Annotated in this window: 19 protein-coding genes and 2 tRNA genes; 12 read left to right on the top strand and 9 right to left on the bottom strand. The window is 66.6% G+C overall.

All coding sequences use genetic code 11. The features are described 5' to 3' along the window. Positions 1–14: 14 nt before the first annotated feature. Genes yidC through rpmH form a run of 4 tightly spaced genes read right to left on the bottom strand, consistent with a single transcriptional unit; the run spans position 15 to position 1,957 of the window. Positions 15–1,112, bottom strand: a complete 1,098-nt coding sequence (gene yidC, locus QE428_RS05250; protein ID WP_133399368.1) for a membrane protein insertase YidC — start codon at positions 1,110–1,112, stop codon at positions 15–17. A gap of 6 nt (positions 1,113–1,118) precedes the next feature. Then, positions 1,119–1,433, bottom strand: coding sequence for a membrane protein insertion efficiency factor YidD (gene yidD / locus QE428_RS05255; protein ID WP_231916615.1), 315 nt, complete (start codon positions 1,431–1,433; stop codon positions 1,119–1,121). 38 nt (positions 1,434–1,471) lie between these two features. Beyond that, positions 1,472–1,810, bottom strand: coding sequence for a ribonuclease P protein component (gene rnpA / locus QE428_RS05260; protein ID WP_091358033.1), 339 nt, complete (start codon positions 1,808–1,810; stop codon positions 1,472–1,474). Between the two features lie 9 nt (positions 1,811–1,819). Then, a complete protein-coding gene (rpmH, locus tag QE428_RS05265; RefSeq protein WP_064002918.1) occupies positions 1,820–1,957 on the bottom strand; it encodes a 50S ribosomal protein L34 in 138 nt (45 codons plus the stop codon). A gap of 305 nt (positions 1,958–2,262) precedes the next feature. On the opposite strand from rpmH, the gene dnaA reads away from it, so the two are divergent. The 7 genes from dnaA (at position 2,263) to QE428_RS05300 (ending at position 12,147) form a co-directional block, all read left to right on the top strand. Next, a complete protein-coding gene (gene dnaA, locus QE428_RS05270; RefSeq protein ID WP_091358037.1) occupies positions 2,263–3,687 on the top strand; it encodes a chromosomal replication initiator protein DnaA in 1,425 nt (474 codons plus the stop codon). A gap of 431 nt (positions 3,688–4,118) precedes the next feature. Continuing rightward, positions 4,119–5,261 (top strand): DNA polymerase III subunit beta, encoded by a 1,143-nt coding sequence (dnaN, locus tag QE428_RS05275; protein ID WP_091358040.1) that lies wholly within the window; start codon positions 4,119–4,121, stop codon positions 5,259–5,261. Positions 5,262–5,315: 54 nt separating this feature from the next. Then, the gene (gene recF, locus QE428_RS05280) at positions 5,316–6,482 is read left to right on the top strand and encodes a DNA replication/repair protein RecF (RefSeq protein ID WP_133398923.1); all 1,167 of its coding nucleotides are present in this window, start codon (positions 5,316–5,318) and stop codon (positions 6,480–6,482) included. Further along, positions 6,469–6,963, top strand: coding sequence for a DUF721 domain-containing protein (locus tag QE428_RS05285; RefSeq protein ID WP_091358045.1), 495 nt, complete (start codon positions 6,469–6,471; stop codon positions 6,961–6,963). The genes recF and QE428_RS05285 overlap by 14 nt, the downstream gene beginning before the upstream one ends. A gap of 124 nt (positions 6,964–7,087) precedes the next feature. Then, a complete protein-coding gene (gyrB, locus tag QE428_RS05290) occupies positions 7,088–9,130 on the top strand; it encodes a DNA topoisomerase (ATP-hydrolyzing) subunit B (RefSeq protein ID WP_133398922.1) in 2,043 nt (680 codons plus the stop codon). Between the two features lie 54 nt (positions 9,131–9,184). After that, complete coding sequence (gyrA, locus tag QE428_RS05295; RefSeq protein ID WP_091358048.1) at positions 9,185–11,743, top strand: DNA gyrase subunit A; 2,559 nt, start codon at positions 9,185–9,187, stop codon at positions 11,741–11,743. Beyond that, positions 11,740–12,147 carry a DUF3566 domain-containing protein gene (locus QE428_RS05300; protein WP_091358050.1) on the top strand — a complete coding sequence of 136 codons (408 nt, stop codon included), beginning with the start codon at positions 11,740–11,742 and terminating at the stop codon, positions 12,145–12,147. Before gyrA ends, QE428_RS05300 begins: the two co-directional genes overlap by 4 nt. A 21-nt stretch (positions 12,148–12,168) precedes the next feature. On the opposite strand, the gene QE428_RS05305 is transcribed toward QE428_RS05300, so the two are convergent. Then, a complete protein-coding gene (locus QE428_RS05305; protein WP_307466601.1) occupies positions 12,169–12,879 on the bottom strand; it encodes a VIT family protein in 711 nt (236 codons plus the stop codon). 116 nt (positions 12,880–12,995) lie between these two features. Between QE428_RS05305 and QE428_RS05310 the strand changes: the two genes are divergently transcribed. The 3 genes from QE428_RS05310 (at position 12,996) to QE428_RS05320 (ending at position 13,885) form a co-directional block, all read left to right on the top strand. After that, positions 12,996–13,069: transfer RNA gene (locus QE428_RS05310), tRNA-Ile, on the top strand. A 14-nt stretch (positions 13,070–13,083) separates the two neighbouring features. Then, a tRNA-Ala gene (locus tag QE428_RS05315) sits at positions 13,084–13,156 on the top strand. Between the two features lie 309 nt (positions 13,157–13,465). Next, entirely contained in the window at positions 13,466–13,885 is a 420-nt protein-coding gene (locus QE428_RS05320; RefSeq protein ID WP_307466603.1) for an NUDIX hydrolase, read from the top strand. Between the two features lie 18 nt (positions 13,886–13,903). Here QE428_RS05320 and QE428_RS05325 read toward each other — a convergent pair whose 3' ends face one another. The 3 genes from QE428_RS05325 to QE428_RS05335 form a co-directional block, all read right to left on the bottom strand. Then, positions 13,904–14,530 (bottom strand): hypothetical protein, encoded by a 627-nt coding sequence (locus QE428_RS05325; RefSeq protein WP_307466605.1) that lies wholly within the window; start codon positions 14,528–14,530, stop codon positions 13,904–13,906. Positions 14,531–14,603: 73 nt separating this feature from the next. Next, a complete protein-coding gene (locus QE428_RS05330; protein ID WP_307466607.1) occupies positions 14,604–15,101 on the bottom strand; it encodes an aminoacyl-tRNA deacylase in 498 nt (165 codons plus the stop codon). Next, the gene (locus tag QE428_RS05335; protein ID WP_091358064.1) at positions 15,094–15,663 is read right to left on the bottom strand and encodes a DNA helicase; all 570 of its coding nucleotides are present in this window, start codon (positions 15,661–15,663) and stop codon (positions 15,094–15,096) included. The genes QE428_RS05330 and QE428_RS05335 overlap by 8 nt, the downstream gene beginning before the upstream one ends. 100 nt (positions 15,664–15,763) lie before the next feature. On the opposite strand from QE428_RS05335, the gene QE428_RS05340 reads away from it, so the two are divergent. Together QE428_RS05340 and QE428_RS05345 are read left to right on the top strand one after the other, a co-directional pair. Next, positions 15,764–16,321 carry a peptidylprolyl isomerase gene (locus QE428_RS05340; RefSeq protein ID WP_307466611.1) on the top strand — a complete coding sequence of 186 codons (558 nt, stop codon included), beginning with the start codon at positions 15,764–15,766 and terminating at the stop codon, positions 16,319–16,321. 7 nt (positions 16,322–16,328) lie between these two features. Beyond that, a complete protein-coding gene (locus QE428_RS05345) occupies positions 16,329–17,204 on the top strand; it encodes a rhomboid family intramembrane serine protease (protein WP_231916500.1) in 876 nt (291 codons plus the stop codon). Positions 17,205–17,277: 73 nt separating this feature from the next. Here QE428_RS05345 and QE428_RS05350 read toward each other — a convergent pair whose 3' ends face one another. After that, entirely contained in the window at positions 17,278–17,514 is a 237-nt protein-coding gene (locus QE428_RS05350; RefSeq protein WP_091358079.1) for a cell division protein CrgA, read from the bottom strand. Positions 17,515–17,558: the final 44 nt, after the last annotated feature.

Raw genomic sequence — 17,558 nt, forward strand, 5'->3', positions numbered from 1 at the left:
TCCTTCAGTCCTCGTCAGGACGAGCTGTCCTGCTTGCCCTTCTGAGCCTGCTTCTTGGCACGGTTCTTACCTACCGGCTGTTGACGCTTCGGCGCAGCCGCCTTCGCACGCTCCGCCTCTTCGAGCAGACGCTGCTGCTCGGCCTCGTACTTGGCCATCGGGATGACCTTGCCGGTGGCGTCGAGCGCCTTGCCCTTCTTCGCGAGACGCTCTTCGCGCGCCTTCGCGGCCTCGGAGCCGGGGGTCGGCAGGTTCCGGATGACGATGAACTGCTGGACCATGGTCCAGATGTTCGACGTGAACCAGTACATGACCACACCGAGGGGGAAGAAGACACCCGAGAAGATGAAGGCGAGGGGGAGGACGTAGAGCATGATGCGCTGCATCTGGTACGCCTGGCCGGTCTTGGCCTCGGGGGACAGGTTCTTCGAGATGATCTGCAGCTGCGTGAAGAACTGCGACAGGATCATCAGGATGACGAGGATCACGAGGATCACGACCGTCGCGGTCTGATTCGTGTTGATCGCGTCGATCATGTTGACGTGCAGCGGCGCGACACCGAAGAGCTCGGCGTTGTAGAACTCGCGCGTCAGCGTGGCATTGAGAAGGCCGGTGCCACCGACGCCCCACTCCGCGTGCCGCTTGACCTCGCTGAGCGTGTAGAACATGCCGAGGAGGATCGGCATCTGCACCAGGAGCGGAAGACAGCTCGACAACGGCGTCGTGCCGTGCTTCTTGTACATCGCCATGGTCTCGCGGCTCATGGCCTCGCGAGAGAGCTGGTCGCGCTTGCCGCGGTAGCGCTCCTGGATCTTGCGCATCTCGGGCGCGAGCTCCATCATCTTGCGCTGGCTCTTGATCTGCCGCACGAACAGCGGGATCAGCGCGGCACGCACGACGATGACGAGACCGATGATGGACAAAACCCAGGTCAGACCAGCATCCGGCTGCAAACCGATGGACGTGAAGATCCAGTGCCAGAAGACGAGGATCGCCTCGACGACGAACTTGAACGGCCACAGGATGACACTGAAGAAGTCCGTGCCGCCGGGTTTCGGGGTCGTCGGGTTCGGAAGGGGCGGCAGGGTCGCCGCGGCGGCGAAGAGATCCACCAAGGATCAGTCCTTTCTGCGGGGCACGACGAAGCCGTGCGAAGTCAGGTCGTGCCGGAAGTGCGTGTGGGCGGGGACGTCATCGATGCCGCCCGCTGCCCACGGGTGGCATCGTGCGAGGCGGGCGGCTGCGAGTGCCGACCCTTTGATCACACCGTGCTGCTGCACCGCGCCGAGCGCATAGGCCGAACACGAGGGATAGTACTTGCAGACATCGCCGTACGTCTGGGAGATGGTGGCGCGGTATCCGTGCAGGAGACCGATCACGGCGTTGCGGGGGAGAAGGACGAGGGATGCCGGCAGTGCTGCGGCATCCACCACCGCTTCTCCTCGCGTGTAGGAGGGGAGAGGTGCGGAGCTCACGCGGCGGCCTTCCGTTCGAGGCATCGCACGACCTCGGTGCGCAGCGCCGCGTAGTCGGCGGATGCCGCAGACGGCAGCACGCGGATCACCACGTCGGCCCCGGGACGGACGCCGTCGAGGGCTTCCGCGCAGATCGCCTTCAGGCGCCGCCTCACGGTATTGCGCACGACAGCGCCCCCCACGCGCTTGCTCACGATGAAGCCGAAGCGTGGGGGGCGCTGCTCAGAAGTGCTGACCACATGGGTCACGGTGTGCGCTGCCGCACAGCGAGAACCTCCGCGGACGACGGAACGGTAGTCCGCCCCGCGGGTGATGCGATTCCCGCGCGCCAGCACCGTGTGGCGTCAGGCCGAGAGCTCGGTGCGCCCCTTGGAGCGACGAGCCGAAAGGATGGCGCGGCCGGCGCGGGTGCGCATACGGGCGCGGAAGCCGTGCTTCTTGGCGCGGCGGCGGTTGTTGGGCTGGAACGTGCGCTTGCTCATGAAGATCACTCCGGAAAGGCGGGGTCACCCGAACGCTCGAGACCGGGGACACAGGTACATGGGGGACCCACGCCGAAAAGGCGCAAGTCAACCGACCTAGGATACGTCGAGATTCCTGAGATCCCAAACTCGTCACACCGACCGGCCATTATCCACCGGTGGTCGAACGCCGCTGGCGACGACACGCGGGCCGGTTCTACAGTGGGTTTTGCCTTGCGCTGCCCAGATGACTAGCGTGATCCGGACACTTATCCACAGGTTGTGCACAGTCCCGTACACACCATTGTCCACACCCCAGGAGGGTCATGTCCGAGCACGAACTTCCAGATGTCCCCGTCTGGACCGCTGTGCTCGACGTCCTCGCTCACGACGACCGCGTCACTCCGCAACTGCACGGGTTCGTGAACCTCGCCGTCGCACAGGGCGTCATGAGCGGCACCCTGTATCTCGACGTGCCCAACGATCTGACCGCCGGCCAGTTCAACAAGCGCCTGCGCGGCCCGATCATGGAGGCCCTCGCCCAGGTCGACGCCGAACCGGCCGCCAGCACGTTCCGCGTCGTGGTGAACCCCGAACTCGGCGACGCCCACCTCACCGCGCCCGTCCCCGTGCAGTCCGCTCTCGCACCGACGCCCACGGCCCCTATCCGCCCGAACGCCGAGGACTACAGCGAGCAGGCGGCACCGGCATCCCGCAACGACACCCGCCTGAACCCGAAGTACACCTTCGACAACTTCGTCATCGGTCAGTCCAACCGCTTCGCACACGCCGCGGCCGTCGCCGTCGCGGAAGCTCCGGCCAAGGCGTACAACCCGCTGTTCATCTACGGCGACTCGGGACTCGGCAAGACCCACCTCCTGCACGCGATCGGCGACTACGCGATCAACCTCTACACGGGTATCAAGGTGCGGTACGTGTCGAGCGAGGAATTCACGAACGACTTCATCAACTCGATCGTCAACAACCGGGCGTCGGCGTTCCAGGCGCGCTACCGCGACGTCGACATCCTGCTGATCGACGACATCCAGTTCCTCCAGGGTCGCGCCGAGACCCAGGAGGCCTTCTTCCACACCTTCAACCAGCTGCACGACCACGACAAGCAGGTCGTGATCACGAGCGATGTCCCGCCCCGGCACCTCACCGGCTTCGAGGACCGGATGCGGAGCCGCTTCGAGTGGGGCCTCATCACCGATGTGCAGGCCCCCGACCTCGAGACCCGTATCGCTATCCTGCGCAAGAAGGCCCAGTCGGAGCGACTCCAGGTGCCGGACGAGGTCCTCGAGTACATCGCCACCAAGGTCTCGAGCAACATCCGGGAGCTCGAGGGCGCGCTCATCCGCGTCTCGGCTTTCGCGAGCCTCAACCGGTCGAACCTCGACATCTCGCTCGCGCAGACCGTGCTCCGCGACATCGTGGACCAGGACGACGCCAACGTCATCTCGCCGACCGACATCATCTCCGCGACGGCCCAGTACTTCCGCCTCACAGTCGACGACCTCTACGGATCGAGCCGGTCGCAGTCGGTCGCGACCGCTCGACAGATCGCGATGTACCTGTGCCGCGAGCGGACGAGTCTGTCACTGCCGAAGATCGGTCAGCTCTTCGGCAACCGCGATCACACGACGGTCATGTACGCCTACAAGAAGATCAGCGAACTCATGAAGGAGCGTCGCTCGATCTACAACCAGGTGTCGGAGATCACGTCGCAGCTGGGCCGCTCCGGCCGCTGACGGACGCACACGCCCGAGCGTTCGGGCGTACTTGACACGCTCCCGGACTCACCCCCACAATGCGGTTTCCCACAGTGTGGAAAGCCTGTGGATAACTGTGCGGCGACGGCCCTCAGATGTGAACGAACGGCGGCCGCCTGTGGATGAAGGTCTGAACGCGACATCGTCGACGTCCGCGTTGTCCCGCGAGTTTCCGCAGCCCGTGCACAAGTTACACAGATGTGGTTCCGGCTCGGCGACTGGGATCCACCGACTTATCCACAGTTTCCACAACTGTTAACAAGAAGACAGAGAACTATCTAATGAGAACCCGGTCCGATCACACCGAGGGGTGAGATCCGGCTCCGCTCGATCCGCGCAGAGACGCTTCCGGACCGGCTCGACATGGGCACTAGCATGAGAGGGCCCATCTCGCCGTCAAGGGAGCATCCGTGAAGTTCCACGTCAACCGCGACGTATTCAGCGAAGCCGTGTCGTTCGTGGTGAAGCTGCTCCCGCAGCGGAACCCCCAGCCGATCCTCGCCGGCGTGCTCATCGAAGCGACCGACGACGGTCTGTCGCTGGCCGCATTCGACTACGAGGCATCCGCTCGCACCCGCATCGACGCGACCGTCGACGAACCGGGCACGATCCTCGTGCACGGCCGGCTCCTCTCCGAGATCGCCAGCCGGCTGCCGAACGCTCCCATCCAGATCACGCAGGACGCCGACGGCGAGATCCTCCTGACCTGTGGGTCGGCGCGCTTCACCCTCGCGGCCATGCCGGTCGCCGAGTACCCGGCGATTCCCGAGGTCTCGGGGGATTCGGGCCTCGTCCCGGGCGACGACTTCTCGACGGCCATCGCGCAGGTCGCGTTCGCGGCATCCCGTGACGACGTCACCCCCGTGCTCACCGGCGTCCAGCTCGAGGTCACCGGGAACGAGCTCAGCCTCGTCGCCACGGACCGTTACCGGGTCGCTCTCCGTGAGATCAACTTCGACAGCGGCGCCGTCGCCCGCGAAGAGGCGACCACGGCGCTGGTTCCCGCTCGCACCCTGACCGAGGTCGGCAAGACGTTCGCCCACGCCGGTGACATCCAGGTGTCGTTCTCGGGATCGGGTGATCGCGAGATCATCGCCTTCACCGCGGGCAACAAGACCGTCACGTCGCTCCTGATCAAGGGCAACTTCCCCCCGGTCCGGCGCCTCTTCCCCGCGCAGACCGAGCACTACGCCGTCGTCAACACCGCCGAGCTCGCCGAAGCGGTCCGCCGCGTCTCGCTCGTGCTCGACCGCTCCGCGCCGCTGCGGTTCACGTTCTCGGACGAGGGCGTGTCGATGGATGCCGCAGGCACCGAGCAGGCTCGCGCGACCGAATCGGTCGACGCGACGCTCGCCGGTGACGAGGTCACGCTGGGTCTGAACCCGCAGTACCTGCTCGAGGCCCTCGGCGCGGTCAAGAGCGAGTTCACGCGTGTGACGTTCACCTCCAGCGAGAACGCGAACAAGCTCAGCCCCGTTCTCATCACGCCGCAGACCTCGGGCACGCCCGAGAGCTTCAAATACCTGCTGCAGCCGAACCTGCTGCTGCGCTGACCCCGTCGTCCGTCCACCTCGAGGCGTGTCGGTGCCTCGAAGGAGGGTGAGCTGGTGATCGTGGAGCATCTGAGTCTCGTCGACTTCCGCAACTACGCGTCGGCCGAGGTGGGCCTCGTCGCCGGTCCGAACGTCTTCGTCGGCCGTAACGGTCAGGGCAAGACGAATCTCGCCGAGGCGATCGGCTACTTCGCGACGCTCGGCTCGCACCGCGTCTCACAGGACGCGCCGATGGTCCGTTACGGAGCGGATGCCGCCTTCGTCCGCGCGCGGCTCGGTTACGGCGACCGGCGCATCCAGCTCGAGGCGCAGCTCAACCGGTCCGGGTCGAACAAGGCGCGGGTCAACGGCTCGCCGGTACGGACCTCCGAACTCCCGCGCTACGCGCAGGTGGTGCTGTTCGCCCCCGAAGACCTGCAGATCGTCCGCGGTGATCCGTCGTCGCGCCGTCGGTTCGCCGATCAGCTGCTCGTGCAGCGCTCCCCCCGCATGACCGGTGTGCTGGCCGACTACGACCGCGTACTCAAGCAGCGCACCGCCCTGCTGAAATCCGCGCGGGCCAGGAGTCTCAAGGCAGAGCAGCTCACGACCCTCGACGTCTGGGACGACAAGCTCGTCTCGCTCGGGACCGAGATCATCCTGGCGCGGCTCCGTCTGGCGGAGGACCTCGCGCAGCCGATGCGCGATGCCTACGAGGCGATCGCCGGCGCCGATCACGATCCGCAGCTCGAATGGATGCTGACCGTGGAGGGTGCCGACCCCGAGGACGACGGCGCCGCCGTGACGCAGACGGGTTCGGCGATCGGAGCGGACGCGATCGCGGCATCCTTCCGCGCCGGTCTCGCCGCGAAACGCGCGCAGGAACTCGAGCGCGGTGTGACCCTCGTCGGGCCGCACCGGGATGATCTGCTCCTCCGGCTCCGCGGGCTCCCCGTGAAGGGATACGCGTCGCACGGCGAGTCGTGGTCGACCGCGCTGTCGCTGCGATTGTCGTCGGCGCAGCTCCTGCGCGACCAGTTGCGACTCGGTGACCCGATCGTCATCCTCGACGACGTCTTCGCCGAACTCGACGCCGATCGTCGGACACGTCTGGCGGGGGTTGTCGCGGACTTCGAACAGGTCATCGTCACCGCCGCCGTCGAGGGTGACGTCCCCGAGGCCCTCCGCGTCCGGACCGTCCGTGTCGAGGCGGGAACGATCGTGGCGGATGCCGATGTCTGACGCCGGCGGCATCCCCGAGACGGTCTCCACTTACCTGCGCCTGCGCGGTCTCGAGCCCTCCGCGGCCAAGAAGCGCCGCAAGCGGCGGCGGAACGACGACGACGAGAACCAGCCGTTCACGTCGGGGCGGGACCCGAAGGGAATGGGCGATCTGCTCGCCGACCTCACGCGTCAGTCCGGATGGGACGTGCAACTCGCCAAGGAGGACCTCGTCCTCAAGTGGGCCGAGGTCGCCGGCGAGGAGACGGCGCGTCACGCAGATCCCGTCGCGCTGAGCGACGGTGTGCTCACCGTCCAGTGCGATTCGACCGCGTGGGCGAAGAACCTGCACCTCATGCGCGCGACGATCGTGACGGAGCTCATCCGACGGTTCCCCGAAGCCGGCGTCGAATCGGTCCGTTTCGTGGGCCCGGACGTCCCCTCATGGAAATGGGGCCCCAGAGCCGTTCCAGGGCGGGGCCCTCGCGATACCTACGGGTGAGGCACGTCCCGCACCCTCCGAGAAGCTTTCACGCGCTCACAGCGCCGTTCAGCCGCTCATAGCGCCCCCTTTCCGATAGACTGGGAGGAAGGCCTGAACGATGGATGTGGAGCGCACGAAACCGATGACGTCAGAAACCCCCGACACCGTTCCCGAAGACCCCGAAACTCCCGCCGAGCCCCGGATTCCCGCCGAATACGGCGCCTCAGAGATCCAGGTTCTGGAGGGTCTCGAAGCGGTTCGCAAGCGGCCCGGCATGTACATCGGTTCCACCGGTGAGCGCGGCCTCCACCACCTCGTGTACGAAATCGTCGACAACTCCGTCGACGAGGCTCTCGCGGGGTACTGCGACACGATCCACGTGACGATCCTCGAGGACGGCGGACTCCGCGTGGTCGACAACGGTCGCGGCATCCCCGTCGACCCGCATTCGTCCGACCCCAGCAAGTCGACCGTCGAGGTCGTTCTCACGGTCCTCCACGCCGGCGGCAAGTTCGGCGGCGGCGGTTACGCCGTGTCGGGTGGTCTCCACGGCGTCGGCTCGTCGGTGGTCAACGCGCTGTCGACGCGCTTCGAGGTCGAGATCGCACGTCAGGGACACGTGTGGCGTCAGACCTTCTCGGGAGGCGGCAAGCCCGAGGCCCCGCTGGCCAAGGGCGAGGAGAGCGATAAGACTGGCACGACCATCACGTTCTGGCCGGACGGGTCGATCTTCGAGGCGACGGACTTCGACTACACCACGCTGCGCACCCGGTTCCAGCAGACGGCGTTCCTGAACAAGGGGCTGCGCATCACCCTGACCGACGAGCGGCCCGAGGCGATCGACGTCGTGGATCTTCCCGAGGGCGGGTCGGAGACGGCCCAGCGCCACGACGACTTCCTCTACGAGCGCGGCCTCGTCGACTACGTCGAGTACCTCAACAAGGTCCGCAAGGCCGAGGTCATCAACGACGAGATCATCGAGATCGAGTCCGAGGACACGGTCCGCCACATCTCGCTCGAGCTCGCGATGCAGTGGACCTCGGGCTACACCGAGAACGTGTTCACCTTCGCGAACACGATCAACACCCATGAGGGCGGCACCCACGAAGAGGGCTTCCGCGCGGCGATGACGATGTACATCAACCGCTATGCGAAGGAGAAGGGCCTCCTCAAGGACAAGGACGAGAACCTCGCGGGCGAGGACATCCGTGAGGGCCTCACCGCCGTCATCTCGGTGAAGCTGTCCGAACCGCAGTTCGAGGGGCAGACGAAGACCAAGCTCGGCAACACCGAGGCGAAGGCCTTCGTCCAGAAGGTCGTCGGCGACCAGCTCATGGACTGGCTCGACCGCAACCCGCAGCAGGCCAAGCTCATCATCACGAAGGCCATCGAGGCCGCGACTGCACGTATGGCTGCGCGCAAGGCGCGCGAGACCGCCCGTCGCAAGAGCGTCTTCGAGTCGGCATCCATGCCGGAGAAGCTCAAGGACTGCACGAGCAAGGACCCGTCGATCAGCGAGATCTTCCTCGTGGAGGGTGACTCCGCCGGTGGGTCGGCCGTCTCCGGTCGCGACCCGGAGCGGCAGGCGATCCTTTCGCTGCGCGGCAAGATCCTCAACGTCGAGAAGGCGCGGCTCGACCGGGCGCTCGGAAACGCCGAGATCCAGGCGATGATCCAGGCGTTCGGCGCGGGCATCGGACCGGACTTCGACATCGAGAAGGCCCGGTACCACAAGGTCGTCCTGATGGCGGATGCCGACGTCGACGGCCAGCACATCACGACGCTTCTGCTGACGCTGCTGTTCCGCTACATGCGCGGGCTCGTCGAGGCCGGTTACGTGTACCTCGCGCAGCCGCCGCTGTACCGACTCAAGTGGTCGAACGCTCCTCACGAGTACGTCTACAGCGACGCCGAGCGCGACGCGCTGCTGCGCGAGGGCGCATCCGCGGGCCGCCGCATCCCCAAGGACAACGGCGTGCAGCGCTACAAGGGTCTGGGCGAGATGAACGCCAAGGAGCTGTGGGAGACGACGATGGACCCCGAGACGCGCACGCTGCGTCAGGTCACCATCGACGACGCCGCGGCGGCCGACGAGATCTTCTCCGTGCTGATGGGCGAGGACGTCGAGGCGCGGCGCGGATTCATCCAGCGCAACGCCAAGGACGTGCGGTTCCTGGACATCTGAGTCCGCCGCATCCGCCCCTGCACTCCGACGACGACGAACGAAGACTGAGAGAACATGGCTGACGAAGAGCGTCCCGACCCGACTGCCGGCTACTCGCACGGCAACATCGACCAGGTCGACCTCCAGGTCGAGATGCAGCGGAGCTACCTCGACTACGCGATGAGCGTGATCGTGGGGCGTGCGCTGCCGCGCGTCGAGGACGGCCTCAAGCCCGTCCACCGTCGTGTCATCTACGGCATGTACGACGGCGGCTACCGTCCCGACAAGAGCTACTCGAAGTGCGCCCGCGTCGTCGGCGAGGTAATGGGTCAGTACCACCCGCACGGTGACAGCGCGATCTACGACGCGCTCGTCCGCCTCGTGCAGCCCTGGTCGCTGCGCTACCCTCTCGCCGACGGTCAGGGCAACTTCGGCTCCCCCGGCAACATGGGCGCCGCCGCCCCGCGGTACACCGAGACGAAGATGGCGCAGCTCGCGCTCGAGATGGTCCGCGACATCGACGAGGACACCGTCGACTTCGAGGACAACTACGACGGCCGGACCCGTGAGCCGGTCGTCCTCCCCTCGCGCTTCCCGAACCTCCTGGTCAACGGGTCGGTCGGCATCGCCGTCGGTATGGCCACGAACATCCCGCCGCACAACCTGCGCGAGGTGGCCGACGGTGTGATGTGGGCGCTGCAGAATCCGGATGCCTCCCGCGAAGAGCTCCTCGACGCGCTGATCGAGCGCATCCCCGGGCCCGACTTCCCCACCGGTGCGCAGATCCTCGGCACCAAGGGCATCCGCGAGGCGTACCGCACCGGCCGCGGCTCGATCACGATGCGCGCCGTCGTGAACGTCGAGGAGATCCAGAACCGCACCTGCCTGGTGATCACGGAGCTCCCGTACCAGGTCAACCCCGACAACGTCGCCGCGAAGATCACGGCTCTCGTGCGCGAGGGCAAGCTCAGCGGCATCGCCGACATCCGCGACGAGACGAGTGACCGCACGGGTCAGCGACTCGTCATCGTGTTGAAGCGGGATGCCGTCGCGAAGGTCGTCCTCAACAACCTGTACAAGCACACGCAGCTGCAGGAGAACTTCGGCGCGAACATGCTCGCGATCGTCGACGGCGTGCCGCGCACGCTGCCGATCGACGGCTTCATCAGCTACTGGCTGACGCACCAGTTCGAGGTCATCGTCCGCCGCACCCGGTACCGGTTGCGCGAGGCCGAGAAGCGCATGCACATCCTGCGCGGCTACCTCAAGGCGCTCGATGCGCTCGACGAGGTCATCGCCCTCATCCGCCGCTCCCCTACGGTCGATGAGGCGCGCGAGGGCTTGAAGGCGCTCCTCGACGTCGACGACGCGCAGGCCGATGCGATCCTCACGATGCAGCTGCGCCGCCTGGCGGCCCTCGAGCGCCAGAAGATCGTCGACGAGGCGACCGAGCTCGAGCTCAAGATCGCCGACCTCAACGACATCCTCGCCTCGCGCGACCGGCAGAGCGCGATCATCGGCGACGAACTCGGCGAGATCGTGGCGAAGTTCGGGGATGAGCGTCGCACGCACATCCTGCACGGTTACGACGGCGACATGTCGATGGAGGACCTGATCCCTGAAGAGGAGATCGTCGTCACCGTCACGCGCAACGGGTACGTCAAGCGCACGCGCAGCGACAACTACCGCTCGCAGCACCGTGGCGGCAAGGGAGTGAAGGGCGCGCAGCTGCGCGCCGACGACATCGTCGAGCACTTCTTCGTGTCGACCACGCACCACTGGCTCCTCTTCTTCACGACCAAGGGTCGCGTCTACCGCGCGAAGGGTTACGAGCTCCCCGAGGGCGGGCGCGACGCGAAGGGCCAGCACGTCGCGAACCTCCTGGCCCTGCAGCCGGGCGAGGACGTCGCGCAGATCCTCGACATCCGCGACTACGCCACGGCCGAGTACCTCGTCCTCGCCACGCGCGACGGCAAGATCAAGAAGACGGCCCTCACGGAGTACGACACCAACCGTCAGGGCGGCATCATCGCGATCCGTCTGCGTGGTCAGGACGAGGAGAACGGCGACGAGCTCGTCAGCGCGATGCTCGTCGACTCGACCGACGACCTGCTGCTCGTCTCGCGGCTCGGCATGTCGCTGCGCTTCACGGCGAGCGATGAGTCCCTCCGCCCGATGGGCCGGTCGACCGAGGGTGTGAAGGGCATGTCCTTCCGCGACGGCGACAGCCTGCTCTCGGCATCCGTCGTCCGTGACGAAGGATTCGTCTTCGTCGTCACCGAAGGCGGGTACGCCAAGCGCACGGCCGTCGATCAGTACCGCGTGCAGGGCCGCGGTGGTCTTGGCATCAAGGTCGCCAAGCTGCACGACGATCGCGGCGAGCTCGCCGGCGGGCTGATCGTCAGCGCGGACGACGAGGTCCTCGTGGTTCTTGCCAGCGGCAAGGTGGTACGCTCGGCCGTTGCCGAGGTGCCCGCCAAGGGCCGCGACACGATGGGCGTGGTCTTCGCCCGGCCCGACGACGACGACCGGATCCTCGCCATCGCCCGAAACGGCGAGCGTGGACTGGCCGAAGCCGCAGCCGATCCTGAAGCCGCCTCGGCTCCCGAGACCACCGAAGAGAGTGACGCATGAGCTCTGTTGCCGACAAACTCGCCAAGAAGTCCTCGAGCCGGACGACCGCCAAGCAGGTCCGCCTCCGTCTCGTCTACGTCGACTTCTGGTCGGCCGTGAAGCTGTCGTTCCTGGCTGCGGTCGCTCTGGCGATCGTCACGGTCGTCTCGACCCTGCTGATCTACCTCGTGATCAGCTCGACGAACCTGATCGGTCAGGTCGACGCGCTGCTCGGTGCGGTCAACGGTGAGAACTCGTTCACGCTCGGGTCCGTCATCAACCTGCCCCAGGTAATGGCGTTCGCCGCTGTCGTCGCGATCCTCAACCTCATCGTCGTGACCGTGCTGGGCGCAGTCATGGCCGGTATTTACAACCTCATGGTCAAGGTCACCGGAGGACTGCTCGTCGGCTTCACCTCGAACTGAGTCGGATGCCGCGGCATCCCGTCACACGACGGAGGTGCCCAGCAGCAGACCCAGCGCCCACGTGACGGCGAGGGCGAGTGCCCCGCCGACCACGAGCCGGGTGACGGCTCGACGCCTGCCGGCGCCGCCCAGGCGGGCCGAGATCGTTCCGGTCAGCGCGAGCGCGACGAGCACAGCGGCGAAGGTGGTCGGAACGCGCCATTCCACGGGCGGCAGCAGGATCGCGAGGAACGGCAGCAGAGCGCCGAGCGTGAACGCGATCGCCGACGAGAGAGCGGCCTGCCACGGGCTCGTGAGTTCGTCCGGGTCGATGCCGAGCTCGATGTCGAGGTGAGCACCCAGCGCGTCGTGGGCGGTGAGCTCCTCGGCCACCTTGCGCGCCGTCTCTTCGGACAGCCCCTTCTCGCGGTACAGCTCCGTCAGCTCTGCGAGCTCCTGCTCCGGCATCTCGGCGAGCTCGCGCTTCTCCTTCTCGATCAGCGCGCGTTCCGTGTCGCGCTGACTGCTCACCGAGACGTACTCGCCGAGCGCCATCGAGATGGCCCCGCCGACGAGCGCGGCGGAGGAGGCCGTGATGATCGGCCCGAGGTCCGTCGTCGCGCCGGCGACGCCGACCGCGACGGCCGCGACGGAGACGATGCCGTCGTTCGCTCCGAGGACTCCGGCGCGCAGCCAGTTCAGTCGTTGTCCGAGGCCGGCGCCCTGCGGCTCGGCGTGCATGGTCGTGCTCATGAGCCCAGTGAACCAGAACGGCGGCATTCGACGGGCGCCGCCGGTCGCGCGGATTCGTCAAACAGTGCCATCGTCGGGTAAAGTCTTGGAGGTTGCAGGCGTGAGCCGGCAACGACGGGGCTATAGCTCAGGCGGTTAGAGCGCTTCACTGATAATGAAGAGGTCCCAGGTTCAAGTCCTGGTAGCCCCACCGTCACCGCACCGGGGGCCTTAGCTCAGTTGGTAGAGCGCCTGCTTTGCAAGCAGGATGTCAGGAGTTCGAATCTCCTAGGCTCCACAGTCAGAAAGCCGGAATCCCCACGGATCCCGGCTTTCTCCCGTTCCGCACCTCTTCCTTCGGGGCATCTTGCGCGAATCTTGAGCGAGCCTTGCGCTGCGCTTGCGTTCGGATGGCGACGATGAAGGTGTCGCCGATGGCGCCGATGACCCGCAGCTTCGGCCCAGCGATGAGCAGAAGTCCCGCGTGGCAGCGGGATCTTTGGGGATCCGCTCGCGACATCAGCCTGGGACGCACGGTTGGGGATCCTGCGTCCCAGGCAGTCGCCTGCCACCACGTCCAGGACCGCCCATCCTCTAGGGTGAACGCGTGGACATCCGCGTTGCTGCCTACGCCGTCGTCGTCGACGACGACCGCATCCTGCTCGCCCATTGGAACAGCCCCACGCGACCCGCGTGGACGATGCCCGGCGGAGGGCTGGATCCCGGTGAGGATCCGATGGATGCCGCGGTCCGGGAGGTCCTCGAGGAGACGGGGTTTCACGTGGAACTCGACGGGATCCTGGGCACCGACTCCCAGGTGATCGCCGAGAAGGACCGGTTCCACGGCAGTGGACCGATCCAGGCCCTCCGCATCGTCTACCGCGCCCACGTCGTCGGCGGCGAACTCCGGAACGAGGAGGAGGGCTCGACGGATGAGGCCGCCTGGTTCCCCGTGAGCGAGGTTGCGACCCTGACCCGGGTCGGCCTGGTCGACACGGCGATGCGGATGGCGGGGCTCATCGCCTGACCATGCGCCTCTTCGCGCTCAGAGCGTTCTGAGGTACGCGATGACGGCGTCTGTCTTCTCTGGGCAGAACGCCGTCGGTGCCATCCCGATGATCGCCGAGGCGCTCTCACTGGTCAGGAACGATTCGGCCGTCGTGATGAAACGGTCGACGGACTCCTCGATGGACATGCTTTCGAGGTCGGCGCAGAACGCGCGGGAGATGGCGAGGGACTCGGCGAGATCGACGTCGGGGAACTGCTCGCCCATCTGCTTCTTGAACGCCTCGACCATCTTCGGCTCGTCTCCGGGACAGTAGGTCTCGACGGCCGGCGGGACGATGATCTCCACGGCCTCGTCGCCATACTGTTCACGGATCTTGTCATTGAAGACCCCGTATCCCAGCAGATAGCCCTTGTCATCGTCGTACAGGTCTTCGCAGAGCTGGTGCACCATCGGGATGAGCGTGTCCATGTCGGCCTCGGGTAGCCTGGCCGCGATCTCAGCGGTGAAGGCGGCGTCCTCTGCCGACGTGGTCTGCGTGGGAGATGCTGACGGCGTCGCCGACGCACCGCCCGCCGTCGACGTGCCTGCGCAGCCGACCAAGGTCAGCGCCGCGACGACCACGGTGACGATGGGAAGTAGACGGCGCGAGACAGCAGAGGTCATGCCATCATGCTGGTCGACGTCTGGAATGGCGACAACGCCTGGCGTCGGGTACCCCGCGTGCCGTAATGAGCGGTCAGACCCGCCGTTCGCCGATGGATTGCGAGATGTCTGCGACGACGGCATCGTAGGAGCGAATGAGGTCATCGGCGGCGACGAACAGGCTGAAGCCGTGCGCGCCGGCTCCCATAGCGATCCGCTTGCCGACGATGCTCGCGTCGGCGTAGACCGGCCAGGCGGTCGTGCTGCCGATCGGCGTGATCGTTCCCCGTTCGTAGCCGGTCGCAGCGAGCGCCAGCTCGGGCTCCGGGAGACGCAGCTTGTTCACGCCCACCACCGCCCGCAGTTTTGGCCAGGAGATCGCCCGGTCGCCGGGGATGAGGGCGAACAGATAGGTGTCGTCACTGCGCTTGACGACGAGGGTCTTCACGATGTCGGATGCCGCGAGCCCGAGAAGTTCCGCGGCCTCCTCGAGGCTCCCGGCCGCGGGGCGAGCGACGAACTGCACCGACAAAGACCGGGAGCGCGCCGCTTCAGCGACGCGCTCCGACGGTACGGGCGTGGATTCAGGCATCCGGCGCGCGCAGCGGGTCGTCCGCCACCCACAGCTCGTCGTCTGCGCGAAGCGTCTGCCACGCGGCGTAGAGCACACCGGCCGTCGCGGCGACGCCGAAGATGATGGCGAGGACGCCACCGGCGCCGAGCCCCTTCTTCTTCTGCGGAACCGACAGCTTCTTGGTGGCCTTCTTGCCTGCCTTGGCGGCGTTCTTGCGGAACGAGTCGGCGTCGAAGCCGCCGAGGCCCTTGCCCTTCGACAAGCGGTGCCGCTGGTCGTTGGCGACATCCCACACCGAGAGTGCGGTTCCCACGACGGCACCGGCAGCCGGAACGACGGCGCCGTTGAGCACCTTGCGTCCCGTCTCGACGCCGCGGTCGACGTAGGGAGCGGCGTAACGCTCGTAGGAGTGCTTGGCAGCGGGAACGACGTGGTCGTGGTTGTACTTGCCGAGCTGGCGACCCGCCTCACGGGCGACGTCACCGGCCTGACCGACGAGCACCTGCTGCGACTCCCACAGGTTCGCTGCCTGCTTCTGCAGCTTGCGGAGTTCCTTCTTGGTCTTGCGGTTGAGGCTCACGGGGCCCTCCCTTTTCGGGGTTCATCCGGGGACGTAGTGGGTCCATACTGCCAGACGCATTCAGGCGGCGCGGGGGGTTGCAAGTGAGAGGATGATGAGTATGCCGATTCACTCCGCTGTCGCGACACTGCACACCACCCACGGCGACATCGTCGTCAACCTGTTCGGCGATCAGGCGCCGCGCACCGTCAAGAACTTCACGGGTCTGGCCGATGGATCCCAGGCCTGGACGCACCCCGCCACGGGCAAGCCCGGCGAGGGTCCCCTCTACACCGACGTCATCTTCCACCGCATCATCCCCGGCTTCATGATCCAGGGCGGCGACCCGCTCGGTCAGGGCATCGGCGGCCCCGGCTACAACTTCGACGATGAGATCAGCCCGGAGCTGACCTTCGGCAAGCCCTACCTGCTCGCCATGGCGAACGCTGGCCTGCGCCGCAATGCGATCACCGGCAAGGCCGAGGGCACGAACGGCTCGCAGTTCTTCATCACGACCGACCCGACTCCGTGGCTCAACGGCAAGCACACGATCTTCGGCGAGGTCGCCGACGACGCGTCGCGTGCCGTCGTGGACAAGATCAGCGCCGTCCCGACCGGTGCGCAGGACCGTCCGGTCGAGCCCGTCGTCATCTCCTCGATCGACATCGCCGGGGCCTGATCCCTTCGTGACCTCCGCCGACCCCCGGACCAACCCGGACAACTTCTGCTACCGGCATCCTGACCGTCAGAGCTTCGTGCTCTGCCAGCGATGCCTGCGCACCATCTGCCCCGAGTGCCAGACGCCGCTTCCTGTCGGCGTCATCTGCCCGGAGTGCTTGGCGGAGCAGCAGAAGGGGGCACGGTCGGCGGAGGTCAAGCGGATGCCGGGGCGCTTCGCGCGCAAGATGCGCAGCGACCGCCCTGTCGTCACCTACGCGATCATGATCTTCACGCTCGCGATGTACCTCGTGCAGCTGATCCCCGTCGTCGGCGGCGAGGTCACGAACGCCCTCGCGTTCGCGCCCGCGTACGCGGTTCCCGGGAGCGCTGCGCCGTTCGAACCGTGGCGCATGCTGACGGTCGCCTTCGTGCACTCGACGCCACTCCCCTTCCACGTGGCCCTGAACATGCTGGCCCTGTGGGCGCTCGGCCGCAGCCTCGAACCGCTGCTCGGCAAGGTGCGCTTCATCGCGCTCTATGTGCTGAGCGCGATCGGCGGCTCGGCCCTGGTTGCTCTGATCGCACCGGGGTCCGCGGTCGTCGGCGCCTCGGGAGCGGTCTGGGGCCTCCTCACGGCGATGCTCATCATCGGCCGGCACGTCGGCGCGAACATCCTGCCCATCGCGATCCTGCTCGGAATCAACCTGGTGTTCTCGTTCGTAGGGTCCGGCGTCTCGTGGCAATCCCACATCGGTGGTGGGCTCGTGGGCCTGCTCATCGGGTTCATCTTCGCGCGGACGCGCGCGCAGAAGCGTCAACCGCTGCAGGCCGCACTGCTCGTCGCGGTGGGCGTCGGCCTGGTCGCGGTGACCGCGACGGTACCCGCCCTGCTGTATCTCTGAGTTATCCACAGATTCATCCCCAGGCTGGGGATGAATCACACCGGTGTAATTCCTGTCGGTGGGATGCCAGGGTTCAGCGCCAGCGCGTGGTCATCAGGAACCCGATGAAGGCGATGCCGAACCCGATCGCGAGGTTCCACGGACCGATCTGCGGGATCGGGAAGGCCTGGCCGCTCAGGTAGAAGACGATGATCCAGACGAGTCCGATCAGCATCAGCCCGATCATGATCGGCTTGAACCAGACCGGGTTGGGGGCGGCTTCGCCCTCGGGCTGGACCAGTCGGTCCTCGTCCTTGTCTCCACGTGCCATGGCGAGAAGTCTACCTGCCAGCCCCGATTCAGCCTTCGCTGGCT

The organism is Microbacterium sp. SORGH_AS_0505 (assembly GCF_030818715.1).
Taxonomy (GTDB): Bacteria; Actinomycetota; Actinomycetes; order Actinomycetales; family Microbacteriaceae; genus Microbacterium.